23 protein-coding genes are annotated in these 20,157 nt (G+C 68.9%); 13 read left to right on the top strand and 10 right to left on the bottom strand.

Features of this window, described 5'->3' with window-relative positions:
• Positions 1-3: 3 nt before the first annotated feature.
• Positions 4-717 carry a GNAT family N-acetyltransferase gene (locus tag J2853_RS32145; protein ID WP_307564460.1) on the top strand — a complete coding sequence of 238 codons (714 nt, stop codon included), beginning with the start codon at positions 4-6 and terminating at the stop codon, positions 715-717.
• Complete coding sequence (locus J2853_RS32140) at positions 714-1,607, top strand: lysophospholipid acyltransferase family protein (protein ID WP_307564459.1); 894 nt, start codon at positions 714-716, stop codon at positions 1,605-1,607. Before J2853_RS32145 ends, J2853_RS32140 begins: the two co-directional genes overlap by 4 nt.
• A 227-nt stretch (positions 1,608-1,834) precedes the next feature.
• Here J2853_RS32140 and J2853_RS32135 read toward each other — a convergent pair whose 3' ends face one another.
• Positions 1,835-2,515 carry a response regulator transcription factor gene (locus J2853_RS32135; RefSeq protein ID WP_307564458.1) on the bottom strand — a complete coding sequence of 227 codons (681 nt, stop codon included), beginning with the start codon at positions 2,513-2,515 and terminating at the stop codon, positions 1,835-1,837.
• 550 nt (positions 2,516-3,065) lie between these two features.
• On the opposite strand from J2853_RS32135, the gene J2853_RS32130 reads away from it, so the two are divergent.
• Positions 3,066-3,971, top strand: a complete 906-nt coding sequence (locus J2853_RS32130) for a glycerophosphodiester phosphodiesterase family protein (protein ID WP_307564457.1) — start codon at positions 3,066-3,068, stop codon at positions 3,969-3,971.
• 54 nt (positions 3,972-4,025) lie between these two features.
• Here J2853_RS32130 and J2853_RS32125 read toward each other — a convergent pair whose 3' ends face one another.
• The gene (locus J2853_RS32125; RefSeq protein ID WP_307564456.1) at positions 4,026-5,108 is read right to left on the bottom strand and encodes an S-adenosylmethionine:tRNA ribosyltransferase-isomerase; all 1,083 of its coding nucleotides are present in this window, start codon (positions 5,106-5,108) and stop codon (positions 4,026-4,028) included.
• 64 nt (positions 5,109-5,172) lie between these two features.
• A complete protein-coding gene (locus J2853_RS32120; RefSeq protein ID WP_307564455.1) occupies positions 5,173-5,853 on the bottom strand; it encodes an SDR family NAD(P)-dependent oxidoreductase in 681 nt (226 codons plus the stop codon).
• Positions 5,854-5,976: 123 nt separating this feature from the next.
• Between J2853_RS32120 and J2853_RS32115 the strand changes: the two genes are divergently transcribed.
• Both J2853_RS32115 and J2853_RS32110 read left to right on the top strand, forming a co-directional pair.
• On the top strand, positions 5,977-7,098 hold the full coding sequence (locus J2853_RS32115) for a GAF domain-containing sensor histidine kinase (protein WP_307564454.1): 1,122 nt from the start codon (positions 5,977-5,979) through the stop codon (positions 7,096-7,098).
• 5 nt (positions 7,099-7,103) lie between these two features.
• Entirely contained in the window at positions 7,104-7,754 is a 651-nt protein-coding gene (locus tag J2853_RS32110) for a response regulator (protein ID WP_307568899.1), read from the top strand.
• Position 7,755: 1 nt separating this feature from the next.
• Here the strand turns inward: J2853_RS32110 and J2853_RS32105 are convergent, their stop codons facing one another.
• Positions 7,756-8,475: an Rv1486c family protein gene (locus tag J2853_RS32105; protein WP_307564453.1), complete on the bottom strand. Its 720-nt coding sequence runs from the start codon at positions 8,473-8,475 to the stop codon at positions 7,756-7,758.
• Between the two features lie 68 nt (positions 8,476-8,543).
• On the opposite strand from J2853_RS32105, the gene J2853_RS32100 reads away from it, so the two are divergent.
• The 4 genes from J2853_RS32100 to J2853_RS32085 all read left to right on the top strand — a co-directional run bounded on the left by J2853_RS32100 (position 8,544) and on the right by J2853_RS32085 (position 11,544).
• Positions 8,544-9,338 (top strand): ABC transporter ATP-binding protein, encoded by a 795-nt coding sequence (locus tag J2853_RS32100; protein ID WP_307564452.1) that lies wholly within the window; start codon positions 8,544-8,546, stop codon positions 9,336-9,338.
• A gap of 194 nt (positions 9,339-9,532) precedes the next feature.
• Positions 9,533-10,450, top strand: coding sequence for an SPFH domain-containing protein (locus tag J2853_RS32095; protein WP_307564451.1), 918 nt, complete (start codon positions 9,533-9,535; stop codon positions 10,448-10,450).
• Between the two features lie 80 nt (positions 10,451-10,530).
• Complete coding sequence (locus J2853_RS32090; protein WP_307564450.1) at positions 10,531-11,286, top strand: sulfite exporter TauE/SafE family protein; 756 nt, start codon at positions 10,531-10,533, stop codon at positions 11,284-11,286.
• Between the two features lie 30 nt (positions 11,287-11,316).
• On the top strand, positions 11,317-11,544 hold the full coding sequence (locus tag J2853_RS32085; RefSeq protein ID WP_307564449.1) for a DUF8836 family protein: 228 nt from the start codon (positions 11,317-11,319) through the stop codon (positions 11,542-11,544).
• Between the two features lie 208 nt (positions 11,545-11,752).
• On the opposite strand, the gene J2853_RS32080 is transcribed toward J2853_RS32085, so the two are convergent.
• The 4 genes from J2853_RS32080 to J2853_RS32065 form a co-directional block, all read right to left on the bottom strand.
• Positions 11,753-12,664: a Rieske (2Fe-2S) protein gene (locus tag J2853_RS32080; protein WP_307564448.1), complete on the bottom strand. Its 912-nt coding sequence runs from the start codon at positions 12,662-12,664 to the stop codon at positions 11,753-11,755.
• 44 nt (positions 12,665-12,708) lie between these two features.
• Positions 12,709-13,263 (bottom strand): HD domain-containing protein, encoded by a 555-nt coding sequence (locus J2853_RS32075; RefSeq protein WP_307568898.1) that lies wholly within the window; start codon positions 13,261-13,263, stop codon positions 12,709-12,711.
• A gap of 555 nt (positions 13,264-13,818) precedes the next feature.
• Positions 13,819-14,472, bottom strand: coding sequence for a hypothetical protein (locus J2853_RS32070; protein WP_307564447.1), 654 nt, complete (start codon positions 14,470-14,472; stop codon positions 13,819-13,821).
• Positions 14,459-14,719 carry a hypothetical protein gene (locus J2853_RS32065; RefSeq protein ID WP_307564446.1) on the bottom strand — a complete coding sequence of 87 codons (261 nt, stop codon included), beginning with the start codon at positions 14,717-14,719 and terminating at the stop codon, positions 14,459-14,461. The genes J2853_RS32070 and J2853_RS32065 overlap by 14 nt, the downstream gene beginning before the upstream one ends.
• A 471-nt stretch (positions 14,720-15,190) precedes the next feature.
• Here J2853_RS32065 and J2853_RS32060 point away from each other — a divergent pair, with 471 nt between their 5' ends.
• From J2853_RS32060 to J2853_RS32050, 3 genes are all read left to right on the top strand, one after another.
• On the top strand, positions 15,191-16,051 hold the full coding sequence (locus J2853_RS32060) for a helix-turn-helix domain-containing protein (RefSeq protein ID WP_307564445.1): 861 nt from the start codon (positions 15,191-15,193) through the stop codon (positions 16,049-16,051).
• A 46-nt stretch (positions 16,052-16,097) separates the two neighbouring features.
• Entirely contained in the window at positions 16,098-16,304 is a 207-nt protein-coding gene (locus J2853_RS32055) for a DUF397 domain-containing protein (protein ID WP_307564444.1), read from the top strand.
• 244 nt (positions 16,305-16,548) lie between these two features.
• The gene (locus J2853_RS32050; protein WP_307564443.1) at positions 16,549-16,755 is read left to right on the top strand and encodes a DUF397 domain-containing protein; all 207 of its coding nucleotides are present in this window, start codon (positions 16,549-16,551) and stop codon (positions 16,753-16,755) included.
• A gap of 118 nt (positions 16,756-16,873) precedes the next feature.
• Here J2853_RS32050 and J2853_RS32045 read toward each other — a convergent pair whose 3' ends face one another.
• Positions 16,874-18,328: a catalase gene (locus J2853_RS32045; RefSeq protein ID WP_307564442.1), complete on the bottom strand. Its 1,455-nt coding sequence runs from the start codon at positions 18,326-18,328 to the stop codon at positions 16,874-16,876.
• A 24-nt stretch (positions 18,329-18,352) separates the two neighbouring features.
• Entirely contained in the window at positions 18,353-18,781 is a 429-nt protein-coding gene (locus tag J2853_RS32040) for a Fur family transcriptional regulator (RefSeq protein WP_307564441.1), read from the bottom strand.
• A gap of 125 nt (positions 18,782-18,906) precedes the next feature.
• Between J2853_RS32040 and J2853_RS32035 the strand changes: the two genes are divergently transcribed.
• Complete coding sequence (locus J2853_RS32035; protein WP_307564440.1) at positions 18,907-20,010, top strand: CapA family protein; 1,104 nt, start codon at positions 18,907-18,909, stop codon at positions 20,008-20,010.
• The last annotated feature ends 147 nt before the right edge of the window (positions 20,011-20,157 follow it).

Raw genomic sequence — 20,157 nt, 5'->3', positions numbered from 1 at the left:
CTTATGACGACCCTTCCCGCAGAGCCACGAGTCGCTCGCTACACCGTCGGGCTGGCCAGTACCGCTGTCGAGATGCGCGAGGCCCAGCGCCTGCGCCACCAGGTCTTCGCCGAGGAGATGGGTGCTCGGCTGGACAGCCCCATCACAGGTCTGGACGTCGATCCGCTCGACGCCTACTGTGACCATCTGCTGGTACGGCGCGGCGACACGGGCGAGGTCGTCGGCACCTACCGGCTGCTCACCCCCCGCCGGGCCGACCGGCTCTACTCCGACTCCGAATTTGATCTCAGCGCGCTGGCCGGGATCCGGCCGGGCATGGTCGAGGCGGGCAGGGCCTGCGTGCACGCCGATCATCGGGGCGGGGCGGTGCTCGGGCTCATGTGGGCGGGCATCGCGCGTTACATGGTCGCCGGGGGGTACGGCTGGCTGGCCGGGTGCTGCTCGGTCCCGGTGTCCGCCGCCGCCGGGATCATGCAGCGGGTGCCGCTCTCCCCGCAGGAGTACCGCGTCACCCCCCGCCTTCCCTGGCTCGGTGGCCCGGGCGGAGCCCGGACCGTGCTGCCCCCCTTGCTACGCGGCTACGTCCGATTGGGCGCGTGGGTCTGCGGCCCGCCCGCCCACGACACCGCCTTCGGCACGGCCGACTTCTTCGTGCTGCTCTCGATGGCCAACGCCGACCCCCGCTACCTGCGTCACTTCCTGGGAGAGCAGGCGTGAACCCCTGGCTGCCGGTGGCGCCGTGCATGCCCGCCACCTGTCTCGTTCCCTCCGAGGCGAGGGCCGCCTGGCCGCGCAGGACCCTGCGGCTGACGGCCGCCGTGATGATGATCCTGGCCGGGACGGTGCTCACGCTCGCCGCCCGCGCGTTCGGTACGGCGGAGCGGATCCGGATGACAAGCGCCTGGTCCCGGCTGCTGCTGCGGGCCCTCGGCGTCCGGATCGAGGTGCGGCAGGGCTTCACGTTCCTGGCCGGGTCGGCCTCCTCGCGCGGCTCCGTCCCCACCCTGGCCACGGCCCCGTCGGTCGTGGCCAGGTCGGGAGCGGCTCCGCTGATCGTGGCCAACCACGTGTCCTGGCTGGACCCGCTCGTCATGGCGGCCGCGCTGCCGTGCCGCCTGCTCGCGAAGCGGGAGGTCCGGGAATGGCCGATGATCGGCATGCTGGCGGCCGGGTCGGGCGCCCTGTTCCTCGACAGGGACCGGCTGTCGGCGCTGCCCGAGGCGGTCGGTGAGATGGCCGGAGCCCTCGGGGAAGGTCACCCGGTGATGGCCTTCCCCGAGGGCACCACCTGGTGCGGCCGTGAGATGGGCGCCTTCAAGCCCGCCGTGTTCCAGGCGGCGCTGGACGCCGAGGCTCCGGTCCGCCCGGTCGCGCTGCGCTACGTGGACACCGACGGCACCCTCGCCACCGGGTCCACCTTCGTCGGCGACGACACGCTTCTGGCCTCGATCCGGAGGGTGGTCGCCTTCCGCCGGCTGGTCGTGGAGGTGACCATGCTTCCTCCGGTGACCGCGGCGAATCGCCGGGTCCTGGCGTGGAAGGCCGAGTCCTCGGTCGCGTCGGTGATCCTGGCCCCTGCCCGGCACGCGGTCCCCGTGGCGGCCTAGAGCCGCGGCTCACCGTCCCCTCAGGGGGCCTGGAGCCGCGGCCGGTGGCCTGTCGTGGCCCGGAGCCGTGGCCGGTGGTGGGGCGCTCTGTGACGGCCGGGAGCCGTGGCCGGGGCCCGTGTGACCCTGGACCGCGGCCGGTGGTCCTGTGACTCCTGTGAGGGCCCCTTGGAGCGCGGGTGGGAACGCGGGACGACGTGTCGCCCCGCCGGCGACCGGAGACGCTCCTAGGTCGACTCCAGGTAGGCGATGACCGCGGCCACCCGGCGGTGGGTGTCAGGGCTGTTCTCCAGGGCGAGCTTCATGAAGATCGAGTTCACGTGCTTCTCGATCGCGGAGATCGACAAGTGCAGGGCACGGGCGATGCCCCCGTTGGACAGGCCGTGCGCCATCTCCCTGAGCACGTCCAGCTCCCTGGGCGTCAGATCGGCGGGCGGGGGATTGTCACGCACCCCTCGCTTGGCCAGCAGGCCCTCCACCACCTTGGGGTCGATCACCGACCCGCCTGCGGCCACCGACCTGATGGCGCCGAGCAACTCGTCGATGTCGCCGACCCGGTCCTTGAGCAGGTAGGCCCTGCCCTCGGTGCCGTCCCTGAACAGATCCAGGGCGAACAGCGCGTCGGAGAACTGGGAGAGCACCACGACCCCGATGTCGCGTGAGGAGGCCCGGATCCGGTGGGCGGCGTCGATGCCCTCCATGCCCGGCCGTACGAGCTCGGCCGAGCCGGGCATCCGGATGTCGGTCACCACCACGTCGGGCCGGAGCCGCCGGGCGGCGTCGAGCAGCTCGTCGGCGGTGCCGACGGCCGCCACCACCTCGATCTCTCCCGAGGCCTGCAGGAGCCGGCGGGTGCCCTCACGCACCAGGTAGTGGTCCTCGGCCAGGACGACCCTGAGCTCAGCCATGGGCCGCGCGGGGCCCGGAACCGTTCATGGGGAAATCATGACGGGGAACGGTTCCCCGCGCATATGGGGTTGTCCGCACTCTTGCCGGGAGGCGGGCTTCACGGTGGGCGCGCACGATCGGCACCTCGCCCGGCCGGTCGCCGGTCGCCGGCGTCGTTCCGTCCCCAGCCCCTCAGCCACCCAGCCCCGCCGGCGGCCGCGGCGGTCACGGCATCGGACGATCGAACGCCGGCGGCCTGCTCGCCGGCCACGACACCGCCCTGCTCCTCGCGCGCCGGCCGCTCGGCCTCGCCGTCCAGAGCACCGCGGCCGGCGAGGGAAGGCGAGGGAATGCGAGGGAAGGCGGGGGAAGGCGAGGGAAACGGTGACGCCACGGCGTCCACGTTCGTTTACGCCGTGCCGCTCATGGTCATCTCCACTCTGACCATGTGGTTCGTGTACGGGCGCGGCGGCGGTGGCCGGGGGCCCGTACACGGGAGGAGACGGCGACCGCCGGGATCCGGGCTCGCCCGCTCATCGACGGCACACCCATCGGCTGACGGTAGGAATCATGTTCGGACAGGCGCAGTACCAGGACGTCAACGCCCTGTTGAACGCCCGGCTCGTCGAGCGGAGGCCGCTGGTGGCCGTCCACCGGGGCACGGGCCTCGGCGACGTGCCGGAGAACACCTGGCAGGCCGTCGAGGCCGCTCTGCGGCAGGGCGCCGACATGGTGGAGATCGACGTCGTCGAGTCGGCGGACGGCGACTTCTTTCTCTTTCACGACGGCATGGAGCGGCAGGCGTTCGAGCGCGACATCGACCTCCGCAAGCTGACGACCGGGGAGATACGCGCCCTGCGGTACCGGCGGGTCCGATACGACGCCACGGTGACCGGGTTGGACGCGGTGCTTGAGCGGCTTCCCGGTGAGGCGCTCCTGAACGTGGACCGCTCGTGGTGGTACTGGGACGACCTGCTGCCCTTCGCCGACCGTTTCGACATGGCCGGTCAGCTGGTCTTCAAGAGCCCCGTCGAGGAGGTCTGGCTCGACAGGCTGCGCCGGCATCCGGTCAAGTATCCGTACATCCCGATCGTGCGATCGCGCCGCGAGATCGGCGCGGTGCTCGGCGACCCGGACATCAACCTCGTCGGGGTGGAGCTCATCGCCGGGCACGAGGACGACGACCTGACAGGGCATGACGTCGTCGCCGAGGCGCACGCGGCCGGACTGGCCTGCCTGCTCAACGCCATCAACCTGCCCGACGGAGTCCCGCTCTTCGCGGGCCGTGACGACCGCACCTCCGTCTTCGGAGACCCGGCCGACGGATGGGGACGGCTCATGGCGCACGGCGCCGACATCATCCAGACCGACTGGCCGGGACTGCTGTGCCAGTACCGGCAGCGGGTTCGCGGGATCCCGCCCCGGACGCATGTGTTCCGGGACGGTCCGGTGATCGGCATGCCTCCGGTGGGGTGACCGGTGCCCCGGCCCGGCTTCGGCGTGAGACGTGAGAGCGGAGCGCGTCCCGCGCTAGCCCAGGAGCAGGTGGACGTCGCCGAACTCGTGCCAGAGATACCCCTCCCCGAGCGCCTCCGCGTAGGAGCGGGAGAGCAACTCGCCACCGGCGATCGCCGACAGCATCAGCAGGTGGCTGGAGCGCGGCTCGTGCAGGCCGGTGATCAGGCCGTTCACCGCCCTCACCCCGGTCGAGGGCGTCACGATGTGGGAGGTCCAGCCGCGTACGGCCCGGACCCGGCCGTCCGCCAGCGCGGCCGTCTCCAGCGCCCGCACCACGGTCGTGCCCACCGCGATCACCCGGCCGCCCGACTCGCGCGCGAGCTCCACCTGCCGGGCGGTGGTCTCGGGCACCTCACACCACTCCGGGTAGGGCGGCTCGTCCTTTTCCGGCGAGGCCACCCCCGTGTGCAGGGTGATCGGCGCGACGCCGATCCCGCGCGACACCAGCGCGGTCACCAGTTCGGTGGTGAACGGCCGCCCCGCGCTGGGCATCTCCGCGCTTCCCAGGCGCACCCCGAACACGGTCTGGTAGGCGGCCAGCGGCCAGTCCCTGTCCACGTAGGAGTAGCGGATCGGCACGCCGTACCGGTGGAGGTAGGCGGGGACGTCACGGTCGAGCCTGGCCCGCCACAGGCGTGGCGTCTCCCGCCCCAGCAGCCGCAGCGTGGCCCCGCCGGGCAGCGGCAGCCACTCCCCGCCGACACCGCCGGAGTAGGGCTCACCGGCCGCCTCCGAGCCTCGCCGCTCCGTCCTGAGGCGGAGTTCGATCAGCCAGGTTCCGTCCTCCCGCTCGGTGGAGAAGTGCACCGCGAGCCGGTCGGTCCGGACCGCGGCGGGGAGCGTGGCGGAGTTGTTGACGACCAGCAGGTCACCGGATTCCAGCAGGCCGGGCAGGTCGGTGAACGCGTGATGACCGATCTCCCCGGCGCCTTCGAGGACTCCTCCCACGTCCCCGCGCGTCCGGCCGGCGCCACTCCGCGAGACCAGCAGCCGCACCCCGTCACGGGTCAGCCCCCGGGCCTCGGGCGGCTCGTGCGCCTCCAGGTCGTACGGGAGTGTGAAGCCCGAGGCCATGGCGTCCGTCGATGTGCTCACGATTCCTCCTTCGCCACTCTGATCCGCATGCCGCCCCGATCATCGGCCCGTTCGCGTCGTTCGTTCACGTGTGTCTCACCCGCCCGCTGACCGGGCGCTCCGCGATCAGCCGTCGCAGGGTGGGGACGACCGCTTCCGGGCCCGGGGCCGCCGCGGCCTCCTCCGCGCCGACCGCGTCGGCGAGCATGGCCGTGCTCATCTCGCCCGGGTCCACCCACCAGACCAGGACGTCGGGCTCCTCGGCGGCCAGCACGCCGGAGAGCCGCTCCAGGGCGGCCTTGGTCGCGCCGTACCCGCCCCAGCCCTCGTAGGACTCCACCGCCGCGTCGGAGGAGATGTTGACGATCGCCCCGCGCCGCTCCCTGAGCCCCCGCAGGGTCGTCTGGATCAGCGCCAGCGGGGCCAGCACGTTGGACCTGAACAGGTCTTCGAGGGTGTCGATCGGATAGCGGGACAGGGGCGGCAGCGGGACCGCGCCCAACCCGGACGCGTTGTTGACGAGCAGGTCCAGCCCACCCTGATCGTGTACGGCGTGCGCCAGCCGGTCCCGGTGGCCCGGATCGGCGACGTCCCCGACGAGGGCGAGGGCGCCGAGCTCGTCCGCGACGGGCTTGAGGGCGTCCGCGCCCCGCGCGGTGAGGATGAGCCGCCAGCCGTCGGCGGCCAGGGAACGGGCGAGCGCCAGGCCGAGGCCGCGGGAGGCTCCGGTGATGAGTGCGGTCTTCGTCGTGTCTTGACGGGTCATGTCTCGACGGTAGGAATCGCGCGCCCCCGGCACATCGGGCTCAGGACCGGGCCGTCCCTGGGCTCATGGACCTAGGACCTACGGCCGAACGCGCTCGCGAGCACGGGGGCCTAGAGTTTTTTCATGAACGAAGACCGGGAGGCGGTCCTGCACGCGGTGAGTTCCGCCGTGCTCGCCGTGACCAGGCACCTGTCGGTCAGGGAGGTGCTCCAGGTCATCGTGCGGTCGGCCCAGCAGCTGCTGGACGCCCGCTACGCCGCGCTCGGCGTGCCCGACGACGAGGGGGCGTTCGCTGAGTTCGTCGCCGAGGGCATCTCCGACGAGGAGTGGGACGCCATCGGGCCCACGCCCCGCCAGCACGGCATGCTGGGCGCGATGCTGCGCGAGGGCGCACCGGTCAGGCTGCCCGACATCCGCAGGGATCCCCGGTTCGAGTACTGGCCGCGAGCTCATCCGGTTCTCAAGGATTTCATCGGGGTGCCGATCCTCGACGGCGACCAGGTGCTCGGGATCATCTTCCTGTCCAACAAGCGGAGCCCGGGGGGCTTCACCGAGGCCGACCAGCGACTGCTCACCATGTTCGCCGCGCACGCCGCGATCGCGCTCACCAACGCCCGCCTCTACGAGCGCGGCCGGGAGCTGGCGCTGGTGGAGGAGCGCACCCGGATGGCCAGGGAACTGCACGACGCGGTGACCCAGAAGCTGTTCTCGCTCCGGCTCACCGCCCAGGCCGCGGCCTCGCTGGTGGTTCGCGACCCCGACCGGGCGCTGCGGGAGCTCGATCGGGTCGAACGGCTGGCGGGGGAGGCCCTGGCCGAGCTCCGCGCGGTGATCGTCGAGCTCCGCCCGGCCGAGCTCGACCGGCACGGCCTGGCCGAGACGCTCCGCAAGCACGTGCGCCTGCTGGACCGGCTCCACCCGGCCTCGTTCACCTTCGAGGAGAGCTCGGTGTGCGCGCTCGAACCGACGACCGAGGTGGCCGTCCTCCGGGTGGCCCAGGAGGCTCTGCACAACGCCTCCCGGCACTCGGCGGCGGGCACCGTCAGCGTACGGCTGGGCTGCGAGGGCGGGCGCGTGGTCCTGGAGATTCGTGACGACGGGGCGGGGTTCGACGTGGAGGCCGCCACGGGGCGAGGGCTGGGCATCGCGTCGATGGGAGACAGGGCTCAGGCGCTGGGCGGGGCCGTGCGGGTGAGATCGGAGCCCGGCCACGGGACACTGGTCAGGATGGAGGTGCCCGCGTGACCCCTGTGATCCGTGTGCTGATCGCCGACGACCACCCGGTCGTCCGGCAGGGTCTGCGCACCTTCCTGGACCTTCAGGACGACCTCGACGTGGTGGGAGAGGCCGCGGACGGCGCCGAGGCGGTCGCCCTGGTGGAGTCCCTCGTCCCGGACGTGCTGCTGCTCGATCTGAAGATGCCGGTCCTCGACGGTCTCGGCACGCTGATCAGACTGGGGGAGCGAGGGCCGTTCCCGCGGGTGCTGGTGCTGACCTCGGTCAGCGACAGGGAGGACGTGGCTCCGGCGATGCGGGCCGGGGCCGCCGGTTTCCTCTACAAGGACGTCGATCCCGCCGCGCTCGTCCAGTCCATTCGCGCGGTTCACGGAGGCCAGGTCCTGCTGGCGCCCGAGGCCGCCGAGGCGATGCTGTCGGAGCCGCCGGGGCTGCCGGGACCCGGTACCGCGGCGCCGGCGGCCGGGCGCGTGACGCCGCTGACCGACCGGGAGCGAGAGGTGCTCACGCTGATCGCCGCCGGGCGGTCCAACCGCGAGATCGCCAGGGAGCTCACCGTGGCGGAGAAGACGGTGAAGACCCACGTCTCCAACGTGCTGATGAAACTGGGGGTCCAGGACAGGACCCAGGCCGCCCTCTACGCCGTGAGACACGGCCTGGACTGACCTAGACGAATTCGGTGATCGCGTGATGGGCGGCCACCAGCGCACGCCGTACCGCGCGGTCGAGGTCGCGCAGGGCGTGGTCGCGGACGGCGATCTGACCCGAGGTGAGCCCCCGGTCGTCGGCGACGCGGAGCACCGCGTCGAGCCGGGCGGCGAGAGCGGCGACCCGGTGGGCACGGGCCGGGTAGCCGGGGGCCAGGCCGTCGCTGACGATTTTCACCCGGCGGTGGCCCTGAGCCGGGCCCTCCACGCTGAGCAGGGCGTCGGTGGCGGCGCTCATCGCGAGGGTCAGCTCACGCTCGGCCTCGGCCAGCGAGGGGAGATCCGGGGCGGTGGTACGGGCCTCCAGCACGCTCCATCGCACCCCGGCGTACGATGACCCGCGGCGGTCCGTCACGGGGATGAGACCAAGACATCTACCGGCGAGCACGGCTATCACAGCCTGTCCCGCCTCGATGGCCGCGGAGTTGAAGGGGGGTGGTCCGGTGAGCCCGAGTGGGTCGCCCGCGACGGGAAGAGCCAGTCGCAGTGACCGCAGGCCCTCAAGACGTAGGTCGGCGAGGAATCCGCGGAGAGGGAGGTCGCCGGAGTCTCCGGCGACGAGCTGGGGGCCGGCCTGCCGCTCCACGCGGTCGACGGCCTCGTCGAGGCCGGCCTGCCCGGTGAGCCAGGCGTTGCCCCAGCAGACCAAGGTGGCCGAGATCGGTGAATCAGGATGCACCGATCCACGATATGCGCTTGTCCTGCAATAGGTTTTGTTCCAGGCGATTCATGAGGAGGCGTAAAGGGATGGGCGGTCAGGTGCTTCGGCTACAGGACGTCACCGTCCGCAGGGACGGGGCAGCCCTGCTGCGGGACATCGACTGGACCGTTCACGAGGACGAGCGGTGGGTCGTCATCGGTCCCAACGGCGCGGGCAAGACGACGTTGCTGCAGGTGGTGGGGGCGATGCTGTTCCCCACCGAGGGCATTGTCGAGATCTTGGGCGAGCGGCTCGGCCAGAGTGACGTTTTCGAGTTGAGGCCCCGCATCGGACTTGCGAGCGCGGCGCTGGCCGAGAAGGTGCCGCCGGAGGAGAAGGTCATCGACCTGGTGCTCACGGCCTCCTACGCGATCATCGGCCGCTGGACGGAGGAGTACGACTCCAACGACGTGACCCGCGCCGTCGAGCTCATCGATCAGCTCGGCTGCGCCCATCTGATCCGGCGCCGGTTCAACACGCTGTCGGAGGGTGAGCGCAAGCGGGTCCAGATCGCCCGTGCGCTGATGCCGGACCCCGAGCTGCTGCTGCTGGACGAGCCCGCCGCCGGGCTGGACCTCGGCGGCCGGGAGGATCTGGTCCGCCGCCTGGCGACGTTCGCGCACGATCCGAAGGCGCCGACGATGGTGCTGGTCACCCACCACGTGGAGGAGGTGCCCAGCGGCTTCACCCACGCGCTGCTGCTCCGGCACGGATCGGTGGTGGCCCAGGGCCCGATCGATCAGGTGATGACCGCCGAGAACCTGTCACGGACTTTCAGCGTCCCGCTCAGCCTGGAGCGCGGGGGCGACGGCCGCTGGTACGCACGGGCGCATCATTTCTAAGGTTTTCGCCGGGATTTTCTCGGAGTTCTGGGACTTTCCCTGAACTCTGGGATTTTCTTGGAATTATAGGGGCCTTATCGGAGTTTTAGGTCCTTCTCCGAGAACGCAATGCGACATTCGAAAGCCGTCAAAGGTAAAACCAAATATCCTTCCGGTACGAGAGACCCAGGTGACTCGACCGTCCGGAGTGGCTCATGGAATCGCTGGTCGCTGCACTCGTCGTCGCGGTAATGGCAGGGCTTGCCCTTATGAGGTCGGTCCGTATCGTTCCGCAGGCCACCGCGGGGATCGTGGAGCGGTTCGGGCGTTATCACCGGGCGCTCAGACCCGGGCTGAATCTGGTGGTTCCATTCGTCGACCGGATGAAGAAAACGATAGATCTGCGCGAGCAGGTCGTCTCCTTTCCGCCGCAACCGGTGAGCACCTCGGACAATCTCGTCATTTCCATCGACGCCGTCATGTACTTTCAGGTCGTCGATCCCCGGGCGGCGACCTACGAGGTCGCCAACTTCCTGGTCGCCGTCGAGCAGCTCACCGTGACCACGCTGCGTAACGCGGTCGGCGGCATGGATCTCGAACGCACGCTGACCTCCCGCGAGAGGATCAACACCGAGTTGCGCGGGGCGCTGGACCACGCCACCGGAAAATGGGGCATCCAGGTCAACCGGGTCGAGCTCAAGGCGGTCGACGTGCCCGCCTCGATCCAGGAGTCGATGGAGAAGCAGATGCGCGCCGAACGCGACAAGCGGGCGGCGGTGCTCGCGGCCGAGGGGCACAAGCAGGCGGCCATCCTCACCGCGGAGGGTCAGAAGCACGCCGCGGTGCTCAGAGCCCGCGGTGAGGCCGAGGCCGTGGTGCTCAGGGCCCAGGCCGACGCCGAGGCAAGGGCGGTGCGGGCGAAGGGCGAGGCCGACGCGATCGGCATGCTCTGCCGTGCGATCCACGAGGGCAAGCCGGATCGGGAGTTCCTCGCCTACCAGTACCTGCGGACGCTCCCCGAGATCGCCAAGGGCGACGCCAACAAGGTGTGGATCATGCCATCTGACATGGGCAGGGTGATGGAAAGCCTGGAGAGCCTGCTCGGAGGTAAAGACACCCCCGCCTCCGGGTAGGCGGGGCCCTCCCCTAGCATCCGGTGAGTGCCGTGCACCGTTCACGGGCGCGAGCCGGACAAGTTTGAGGGGGAGGCGTCATGACGCCGTTGGACGCGGTTGCGATCTTCGTGGCCGGAATCGGGGCGGGCGGTATCAACGCGGTCGTCGGCTCGGGATCGCTGATCACGTTTCCTACGCTGGTCGCCCTGGGAATACCGCCGGTCATCGCCACCGTCTCCAACAACATCGGGCTGGTGCCCGGCTCGCTGACCGGGGTGCTCGGCTACCGCGCCGAACTCAAGGGGCAGCGTGCCCGGCTGATCCGGCTGGGGATCGCGTCGGTTCTGGGCTCCTCCATGGGGGGCGTGCTCCTGCTCTTCCTCCCCGCCGAGGCCTTCGAAATGATCGTTCCGGTCCTGGTCGGTCTGGCGTGCGTGCTGGTGGTGCTCCAGCCCAAGCTCAGCAAGTGGATGAACGGCCGGCGGGAGAACCCTCATCCGCACGGCGGGCCGTGGCTGTGGCTGGGCGTCCTCGCCGCCGGGACCTACGGCGGCTACTTCGCCGCGGCCCAGGGAGTGCTGCTCATCGGGCTGCTCGGAACCTTCCTCGACAGCGACCTGCAGCGGGTCAACGCCGCCAAGAACGTGCTCACCCTGCTGGTCAACGCCACCGCCGCGACCCTGTTCATCATGGTCGCCGAGGTGGACTGGCACGCGGTGGCACTGATCGCGGCGGGTACCACGATCGGCGCCTTCATCGGCGCGAGAGTCGGCAGAAAGCTCCCCGCACCGGTCCTCCGGGCAGTCGTCGTCTTCATCGGAATCCTGGCGATAATCAAACTGGTGTACGGATAAACCTGCAGGTTTTTTGGGTATATAGCACCCATGAAGGGTGACAAGGTAGAGATTGTCATTGACGCAGGGGACAGCTCACGCACCTATGAAGTCGCCGCAACCAGAGCCGGCCGCCGGGTCGAGGTGACCAATCTCCGCGGTGGTGTGGTGGAGGTGAGCGAGGTCACCCGAACGGGTACGGCCGTGCGCACCGCCAGGTTCATGTCCAGCAGGGTCCTCGCCCTGGTCGAACACCCGGCTGACGGCAAGCCCGACTGATCGTCCATCCCATCCGGCTCGACGTCCGGGTGGGGCGGCGACCGTTCACCGGGCCCGGGTTCCGTCGCGCGCCGGCCGGGCACGGCCGGGATGGACCCCGTCCGTCCCGTCGGGTCTCATCGCGCGGATCGGACCCGGGTGGAATGGAGATCGTCCATCCCGCCCGGGTGCCGTCACATGTGGGCCGGACCTGGGCGGCACGTGCGGGTCAGACCTGGGTGGGACGGACCTGAAGGATGCCGTCACGGCGGATCCGGGTCTCGAAGGACGGCTGCGGGGCCGTGGCGGGGCCGTGGACGACGGCTCCGTCGGACAGCCGGAAGGTGCTCCCGTGCCACGGGCACACCACGCAGGTGGTGCCCTCTTCAGAGACCAGCTTCCCCTGGTGAAGGGGCCCGGCCAGGTGGGAGCAACCATCGGCGAGCACGGTGACCCCGCCGCCGACCCGTAGGACGAACAGGTCGATGTAGCCCAGCCGCCTGGACACGGGGCGTCCGTCGGGAAGGTCGGTGATATCGCACAGGTCATGCCAGCCCAGCGGGACCAGGTGGGTGACCGACTCGGCGTGGTTGGCCCCGGCGGCCTGCCGGTAGGCCAGGTGGCCGCCGAGGTAGCCCCCGATGCCGGCGGCGGCCAGCCCGGCGAACGACAACGTCCGTCCGTCCCGTTCGCGCCCGGCGAGCCGGAGCGCCAGCGAGCCGGTGTAGAGCCCGAGGGCGGCCAGGTTGGAGATCGCGTGTACGAACCCGACCCGCTGCTGCTCTCTGTGAAGTACCGACCAGTCGGTGACTCCCGCCGCGGCGGCGGGCATCGCGCCGGCGATCCCGGCGGCGAGCACCATCCGCGCCGCCCGCGGATCGGAGTGGGTCACGTCGAGCACCGCCGTCGCCATCCAGAAGCCCAGGCTGGCGTTGGCGAGCGGTGGATGGAGGGGTTTGCCGAGAGGCACCCCGTGCAGCAGGTCGCGCAACCGGCCCGGGCGGATCCGCCGTCGCACGGCTTTGGCCAGTATCCGGATCGGCTTGTCGGCCCTGGTCGACCGCTCGATGCGGTCGGTGAGGTCGACCGGAGGCACCAGATCTCTGAAGGTCCGGCGTCCTGTTTTGACTGTTTCCTTCATATTTGCCCCCTTCTTAGCCCATAGGGACCTACCCGGGAACGGCATTATGCACGCGCCAAATGCCCCCGGCTGACGGAGAGAGCAATGATCTCGGTGGCGTAGGCGCCCAGGGTCGCCGATCCCTCCTCGATGATTTTCACCTTCTCAAGCACCTGGTCGGCTGTCACCTTGTAGAGCGACCAGGTGCCGCCTTCGTTGTGATGGTTGGCCATGATCGGCGCGATCCGGTCGAGGGCCTTGGCGAACCGGGCTTCGGGAGTCTTGCGCTCTTCGAACTCGTCCCAGAGCGCGCGCAGCCGCTTCGCCTGGTCCTCGGGAAGCAGTCCGAAGATCCGGTCGGCGGCCTTGCGCTCGATGCCGAGCTGGGCCTCGACGGCGGGGGCGTCGTAGATGAACGTGTCTCCGGCGTCGATCTCGACGATGTCGTGGACGAGCAGCATCGCGACGACTCTGTCCAGGTCGGTGCCTGGAGGGGCATGCTCGGCCAAGACCATCGCCAGCATGCCCACGTACCACGAGTGCTCGGCGTCGTTCTCGCGCCGCGACCCGTCCATGAGGGTGTTGCGGCGGACGATGCGTCTGAGCTTGTCGATCTCCATGGCGAAGGCGAGCTGAGCGTGCAGACGGTCCTGTGCTGGAGGGGTGGTCACCTGCGCAAGCCTAATGCGCGTCGATCCCCCTTTTCCGAGCGACCATGGGATCATGCGCGACCAAGTGTGACGGTGACCCGTTGAACACGGCGTTTCCGGAGGGGACGCCGATCGCCGAATCGCCTTGTCGGGGTGCTTCCGGAGCGCTGTCGGCGCGCGTCGGGTGCTCCGCCGGCGAACGGTTCCACGTCGTGCGGGCGGCCTCGGGCGGTCTCGGACGGCCTGGGATGGGGCGCGGGTGACGCCTGGACGCGTCGTGGCCGCGATCCGGTCCCTCCCGAAGCCCCGGAGCGCACGCTTCAGGGCCTCGGAAGGGGTCGCGTGAACTCCTGGTCCGCTTCACGCCGAGCGGGGAGACCACGGCCGGGCGCATGGCGCGGGTGAGGGTCACGCGATCAGGGGGCGAAGGCCGCCCGCGTGGTTCGCAGCGGTCGTGGGGGTCGTGAGGGGTTCGCGGTGATCAAGCGGGCCGTGCATGGAGGGTCGTGAGGGGTTCGCGGGGGGTCATGCGGCCACCGGGAACGTCGTCGTGACGGAGCGGATATCGGGTACCTCCTCATGGTCCCGGCCGGAGCGCACGGGCACCCAGTTCGCCTGCCCGTAGATCCGGTCGAGTACCGGGAAGAGGCCGGGGGCCGGCTCCCTGCGGATGATCTCGATGGTGATCAGGTGGGCCCACTTCCGGTGCCGTGCGACGTTCACCCGCCGGGCGTAGCAGGCCGACGCGAGCTCCCCGGAGAAGGCCTCGAAGTCCTCGGCGCAGGTTCCGGCCCGGGTGAGGACGAGGGCCTTCTCCCCGGCGTTCGTCGGAGTGATCCACAAGATCAGCGGGAGCCGGCCCGTGCGGGTGTGTATGCCGCTTTCCACGCAGGTCCTCTGGACGCGGTGCCGGGAGACCAGGCACCACAGGTGCGCGATCATCCAGTTTCGTCCGAGGCGGGAGGCCGCCGGGACACCGATGGTGCCGGCCAGTATCAAGGACGGCCACCAGCGGCCCTCCCCCAGGGAGTGGACGACCACGGCCACGACGGTGACGGCGGCGGCCAGCAGGGCGATCTCCGTCCGCCAGCGCCACAGCCGGACCAGAGGGTTCGCCCGGCGGTACGGCCGCTCGCCCGCCCGGTCGTAGCGGTTGTTGCGGAGATTACGCTGGGACACCGCCGCTCACCCCCTCGTCGGGAGTGGGCGCGAGAGCGAGGGCGGAAGCGGCGGCGCGCTCGGCCTTGAGGAGGTCGAAGCGGGGGTCGCGGTAGCGCCGGGCCCCGAACCCGATCCGGGTCACGGTCCAGCCGAGCTTGTAGGCCCACTCGTCCTGGTCCATGCAGAGCTCTCGATCGGAGAGGTCGAGGAGGTCGAGGATGAGGGTCTTGATTCCGCAGAGTCCCTTGGTACCGTGGAAGGACATAGGAAACTCCCTTCGTGGCTTTGACGCGGAGTTCTTGTGCCAACCGGGTCGGTGGCCGCCGACCCGGTTTTTCTGTGGCGCCTCGTCGGCGCCTTTCTGGTGCGTGCGCGACACTGGGCTGTCGCCGTCCGGTTTTTCCTGCTCCCCCTGGTGGCCTCCCCGCATGACTCCGACATGTGAGCCGGCGCCGTTGCCGATCAGGTCGCGCACCACCCGGACTCCCGCGCGTGGCCCGCTGAGGTCTCCTGAAGAAACTCCGCCGGATGATCACCGGTGGCTTCCCCGATCTTCTGGGAACCTTCCTGTTCCGATAGTCGCTCAGCAGAGATTTCCCTGCAAGGCTTGGCGTAAGGAAAAAAGCAATAAACTTTCGCATATGCACTGCAACGATCTATGCAATTTGCATTACCATTCGGATTGTTCCTGTTGAGGCCATGAGGTGCGCCTGTGCGTCATGGTGAGGAGGTCGCGATGTCCGAACGTGGCAGCCCCGCGCTTCGCCGGCGACGGCTGGGCATGGAGCTGCGTCGGCTCCGCGAGAACCTGAACATGACGGGCGACGAGGTGGCCGAGCGCCTGGAGTGGTCGACCGCCAAGGTCAGCCGCATCGAGAACGCCAAGACGCTGGCCGGTCCGGCCGACGTCGAGGCGCTCATCAGGCTTTACAAGGTCGACGAAGCCCTTCAGGACGTTCTGGTCGCGCTGAGGCGCGACGCGTCCCGAAAGGGTTGGTGGGAGCGGTATCGCAATTCCATCCCCGATGAATACATCACGCTCATGGGGATGGAGGCGGAGGCCACCTTGATGCAGAACTGGGAACCCCAGATCGTGCCGGGCCTTCTCCAGACAGAGGAATATGTGCGATCCCTCGTCCAGGCGAATCAGCATGCCGGTCAGGTTCCGCCGGGCCGGCTCCAGGAGCTGATCGATATCCGGATGGAACGGCAGCGCACCCTGCTGCACGTGCCCGACCCGCTGACCCACGTGAGCGTGTTCCACGAATCCGTGCTGAGGAACCAGTACGGAGACGCCCGCGTCATGCGGGACCAGCTCGCGCACCTGATCGAGGTGTCGAGGCTGGAGCACGTGGAGATGAGAATCCTTCCTCAGGACGTTCCGCCGCCGGTGTCCACGGGATCGTTCGTGCACCTGAAATTCCCCGACTTTCCCGATGTCGTCTACGTGGAGGCTCTCCTCGGCGGGCGATTCGTGGAGGACGCGGAATTGGTCTACGCGTACGAGCTGGCCTTCGGTCACCTGGTGGAACGAGCTCTCGATGAGATGGCGTCACAGGAGCTGATCAAAAAGACAATCAAGTACTGGAGTGAGTAGCGACAGGTTTCCGCCTGCCGCTGCCCTGTCATTTTCGGGAAGAACAATGAACGCAAATAATCTCAGCGGTGTAATGTGGAAAAAGAGCGCCCGGAGTGCCATCAACGGCAACTGCGTCGAAGTGGCGCCCTTGGGTGAGGGGCAGGTGGGGGTTCGTGACAGCAAGAACCAGTCCGGCCCGGTCCTCGTCTTCACCCCCGATGAGTGGAAAGCCTTCGTCGGGGGGGTGAAGGACGGGGAATTCGACCTCTAGTAGAAACGGCCCCGGCACTCACGAGCAAGAACCAGGGCCGCTTCGTTGGGATTGTTGCGACTTCATTGTTTCCGCCCACCGGATGGATTGACGGCCTGCCGGTGGAACAGGCAAGAATCATCGCATGCCGTAGGTTGTGACAGACACAGTGCACTATCTTGTCGCGTCCAATGTCTTGCAGGTTTTCCGTCACCCGTTCATCCTTAAGGTGCCTTATGGTCTCTCATGGGAGAAGGGGTGAGTTATGTCCGATATTGACCCATTCGGGGTGGAGTGGTGGAAGAGCCGGGCCAGTGCGGTCAACGGGAACTGTGTCGAGGTGGCCTGCCTTCCGGGGCGGCGCATCGCGGTCAGGGACAGCAAGGACCGGACCGGGCCTGTGCTGATCTTCGACGGCTCCGGATGGGCCGCGTTCATCGCGGGAGTGAAGGGCGGAGACTTCGATCTCTGAGCGGCCGCCCTTCCAGGACGGGGGCTTACCCAATGGCGGGTCAGGCCCCTTTCGTGTTCCTGGAGACAGCCGTACGGCCCGCACCCCGGTGAGATGCGGGCCGCATGAGCGGATGTGACTAGCCGGCGGTGACGCCCAGGCCCTGGGCGACGCCCTGGCCGAGGTCCTTGTGGACGTTGGTCCAGTATTCGACGACGCGCTTCTTCATCTCGGCCGTGACCTCCGGGGCGGAGGCGTGGCCGACGACGTTGCTCACCAGGTGGGAGCGGTCGGTGTCGGACAGGACGTTCTCCCACAGGGCGCGGGGCTGACCGTAGTCGTCGTCCTCGCTGTGCAGGGTGTAGGCGGAGCGGATGATCTCACCGCTCACCTGGTAGTTCTCCCCTTCGAACAGCGTCGGGTCGGCCACGGGGCCGCCCATGGAGTTCGGCGCGTAGACCGGGTCGGCGGGGTTGTTGAAGGTCATGTGGCCGTCCTTGTTGTAGCTGTGGACGGGCGACAACGGTGCGTTGATCGGCAGCTGCAGGTAGTTGGGGCCGATGCGGTAGCGGTGGGTGTCGGGATAGGAGAACAGCCGGCCCTGGAGCATCTTGTCCGGTGACGGGCCGATGCCCGGCACCAGGTTGGCGGGCTCGAAGGCGGCCTGCTCCACCTCGGCGAAGTAGTTCACCGGGTTCCGGTTCAGGGTGAACCTGCCGATCGTGATCTCGGGGTAGTCGGCGTGCGGCCACACCTTGGTCAGGTCGAACGGGTTGAACCGGTAGTCGGCGGCGTCCTCGAACGGCATGATCTGGACGTTCACCGTCCAGGACGGGTGGTCGCCGGACGCGATCGCGGTGTGCAGGTCGCGGAGGTGGAAATCGGCGTCCTGCGCGATGACGGCGCCGGCCTCGGCGTCGGTGAAGTTCTTGACGCCCTGGTCGGTCCTGAAGTGGTACTTGATCCAGAACTTCTCGCCGGCCGCGTTGTACCACAGGAAGGTGTGGGAGCCGAAGCCGTGCATGTGGCGCCAGGACGTCGGGGTGCCGCGGTCGGTCATCAGGAAGGTGACCTGGTGGGCGCTCTCCGGTGAGTTCGTCCAGAAGTCCCACTGCATGTTGTGGTCACGCAGGTTGGTGTCCGCGCGGCGCTTCTGGCTGTGGATGAAGTCCGAGAACTTCTGCGGATCGCGGATGAAGAAGATCGGTGTGTTGTTGCCGACGAGGTCGTAGTTGCCCTCTTCGGTGTAGAACTTGATCGCGAAGCCGCGCGGGTCGCGCTGGGTGTCGGCGCTGCCGAGCTCGCCGGCCACGGTGGAGAAGCGCAGGAAGAGCGGGGTCTCCTTGCCCTTGGCGAACAGGCCGGCCTTGGTGAACTGGCTGACGTCCTCGGTGATCTGAAGGATGCCGTGCGCACCGCCGCCCTTGGCGTGGACGACGCGCTCGGGCACGCGTTCCCGATTGAAGTGGGCCATCTTCTGGATCAGGTAGTGGTCCTGAAGGAGAAGGGGGCCGTTGGGTCCCACCGACTGGGAGTGCTCGTCGCTCGGGGCGGCGATTCCGGCATCGGTGGTGGTGATCGGCCTGGTGCTCATAGATCGGTCCTCCGGAGTTCTTCTTCATCTGGCGTCTTTTGCGTCTTGGGAACGGCAGTCGGGACACATACCCCAGAAGATGACATCTGCCTCATCGACCAGATATCCGGCATCGGATACGGGGTCGAGGCAGGGGGCGTGCCCGACGGCGCAGTCGACGTCGGTGACCTTTCCGCATCCTCGGCAGACGAGATGGTGGTGGTTGTCGCCGACCCGCGCCTCATATCGGGCGGGACTGCCCGCGGGTTCTATCCTGCGGAGCAGCCCGCCGCGGTGTAGTGCGTGCAGGGAGTCATATACGGCTTGCAGGGAGACCTGACCGACCCGGTCCCGCACGCCACGATGAACGGCGTCCACATCCAGGTGGTCGCCCTCTTGTACGGTCTGCATGATCGCCAGTCGGGCCGCGGTCACCCGCAGACCTGCCCGGCGAAGTCGGTCCTCCTCTTCCACGGACCCCACGCTACGACCCAAACCGGAATCATTCAAGTAAACGAATCATCCAAGTCTCGCGGAGTCAAATCTCATAGGGCCGGTTATCCCCCATGACGCGGGTGAGATGGCATCCTCGGATACCGATGGACACATATCCCGCCCGCCGCCTCGTCGCGGCCACCGCTGTCACCCTCTCCACGATGCTCGCCGTGGCCTGTTCGGCGGCCGAGTCCGCCACCCCGACGGCCGCACCCGACGTCGCGGAGAAGCCGACCACCTCCACCGAACCCACACCCAAACCCACACCCACGCGCAGGCCGTACACCATCTCCTTCGGCGGCGACGTGCACTTCGAGGGCGTGCTGAGGACCAGGCTGAACGCCGACCCGAAGACCGCGCTCGGCCCCATCGCCAAGGTGCTCAAGGCCTCCGACCTGGCGATGGTCAACCTGGAGACCGCGATCACCACCGGGGGAACCCCCGCCCCTGGCAAGCAGTACACCTTCCGGGCCCCCGCCGCGGCGCTGACCGCGCTGAAGGCGTCCGGCGTGGACGTCGCGTCCATGGCCAACAACCACGGCATGGACTACATGCAGAGCGGGCTGGCCGACTCCCTGGCCGCCGTCAAGCGTTCGAAGTTCCCCATCGTGGGGGTGGGGAGGAACGAGGCCGAGGCGTACAGGCCCTGGCGCACGACGGTGAACGGCAACCGCGTCGCCATCATCGGCGCCACCCAGGTGCTGGACGCCGAGTTCATCGACGCCTGGACGGCGACCGCGAGCAAGGGCGGCCTGGCCTCGGCCAAGAACGAGCCGCGACTGATTCAGGAGGTGCGCAAGGCGCGCAAGAACTCCGACACGGTGATCGTCCACCTGCACTGGGGCACCGAGCTGCAGAAGTGCCCCAACGACGCCCAGCTCGGCCTGGCCCCCAAGCTGATCGCGGCCGGGGCCGACGTCGTCGTGGGAGGTCACGCGCACATCCTGCTCGGCAGCGGCTACCTGAAGAACGCCTACGTCAGTTACGGCCTGGGCAACTTCGTCTTCTACAACTGGGGCCCGGAGACGGGCAGGACCGGCGTTCTCACCCTGACCATCAACGGCCGCAAGGTGCTCAAGGACCAGTGGACCCCCGCCTCCATCCAGGGCGGAGTGCCGCTCCCGATCACCGGAAGCGGCAAGCAGCAGGCCGTCAACGGCTGGAAGGCGCTGCGCGACTGCGCGGGCCTGGCGGCCGAGCCCGGTTAGGCCGAATCCCTTTCGGCTCTCGGGGGCGGGAGAAATCTTGCGATTGACGAATAAGGCCTGACCTGGAGAGGTGGGGCAGGCAAGATGGTGGGGTGTCCACCATGCCTGCCGAGGAGCCCGGTGAAGCTCCGCTGCGGCGCCGGCCGA

Source organism: Streptosporangium lutulentum, assembly GCF_030811455.1.
Classification (GTDB): Bacteria; Actinomycetota; Actinomycetes; order Streptosporangiales; family Streptosporangiaceae; genus Streptosporangium; species Streptosporangium lutulentum.
The sequence above is the reverse complement of the archived record's forward strand: the minus strand, read 5'-3'. Positions and strand labels throughout refer to the sequence as shown.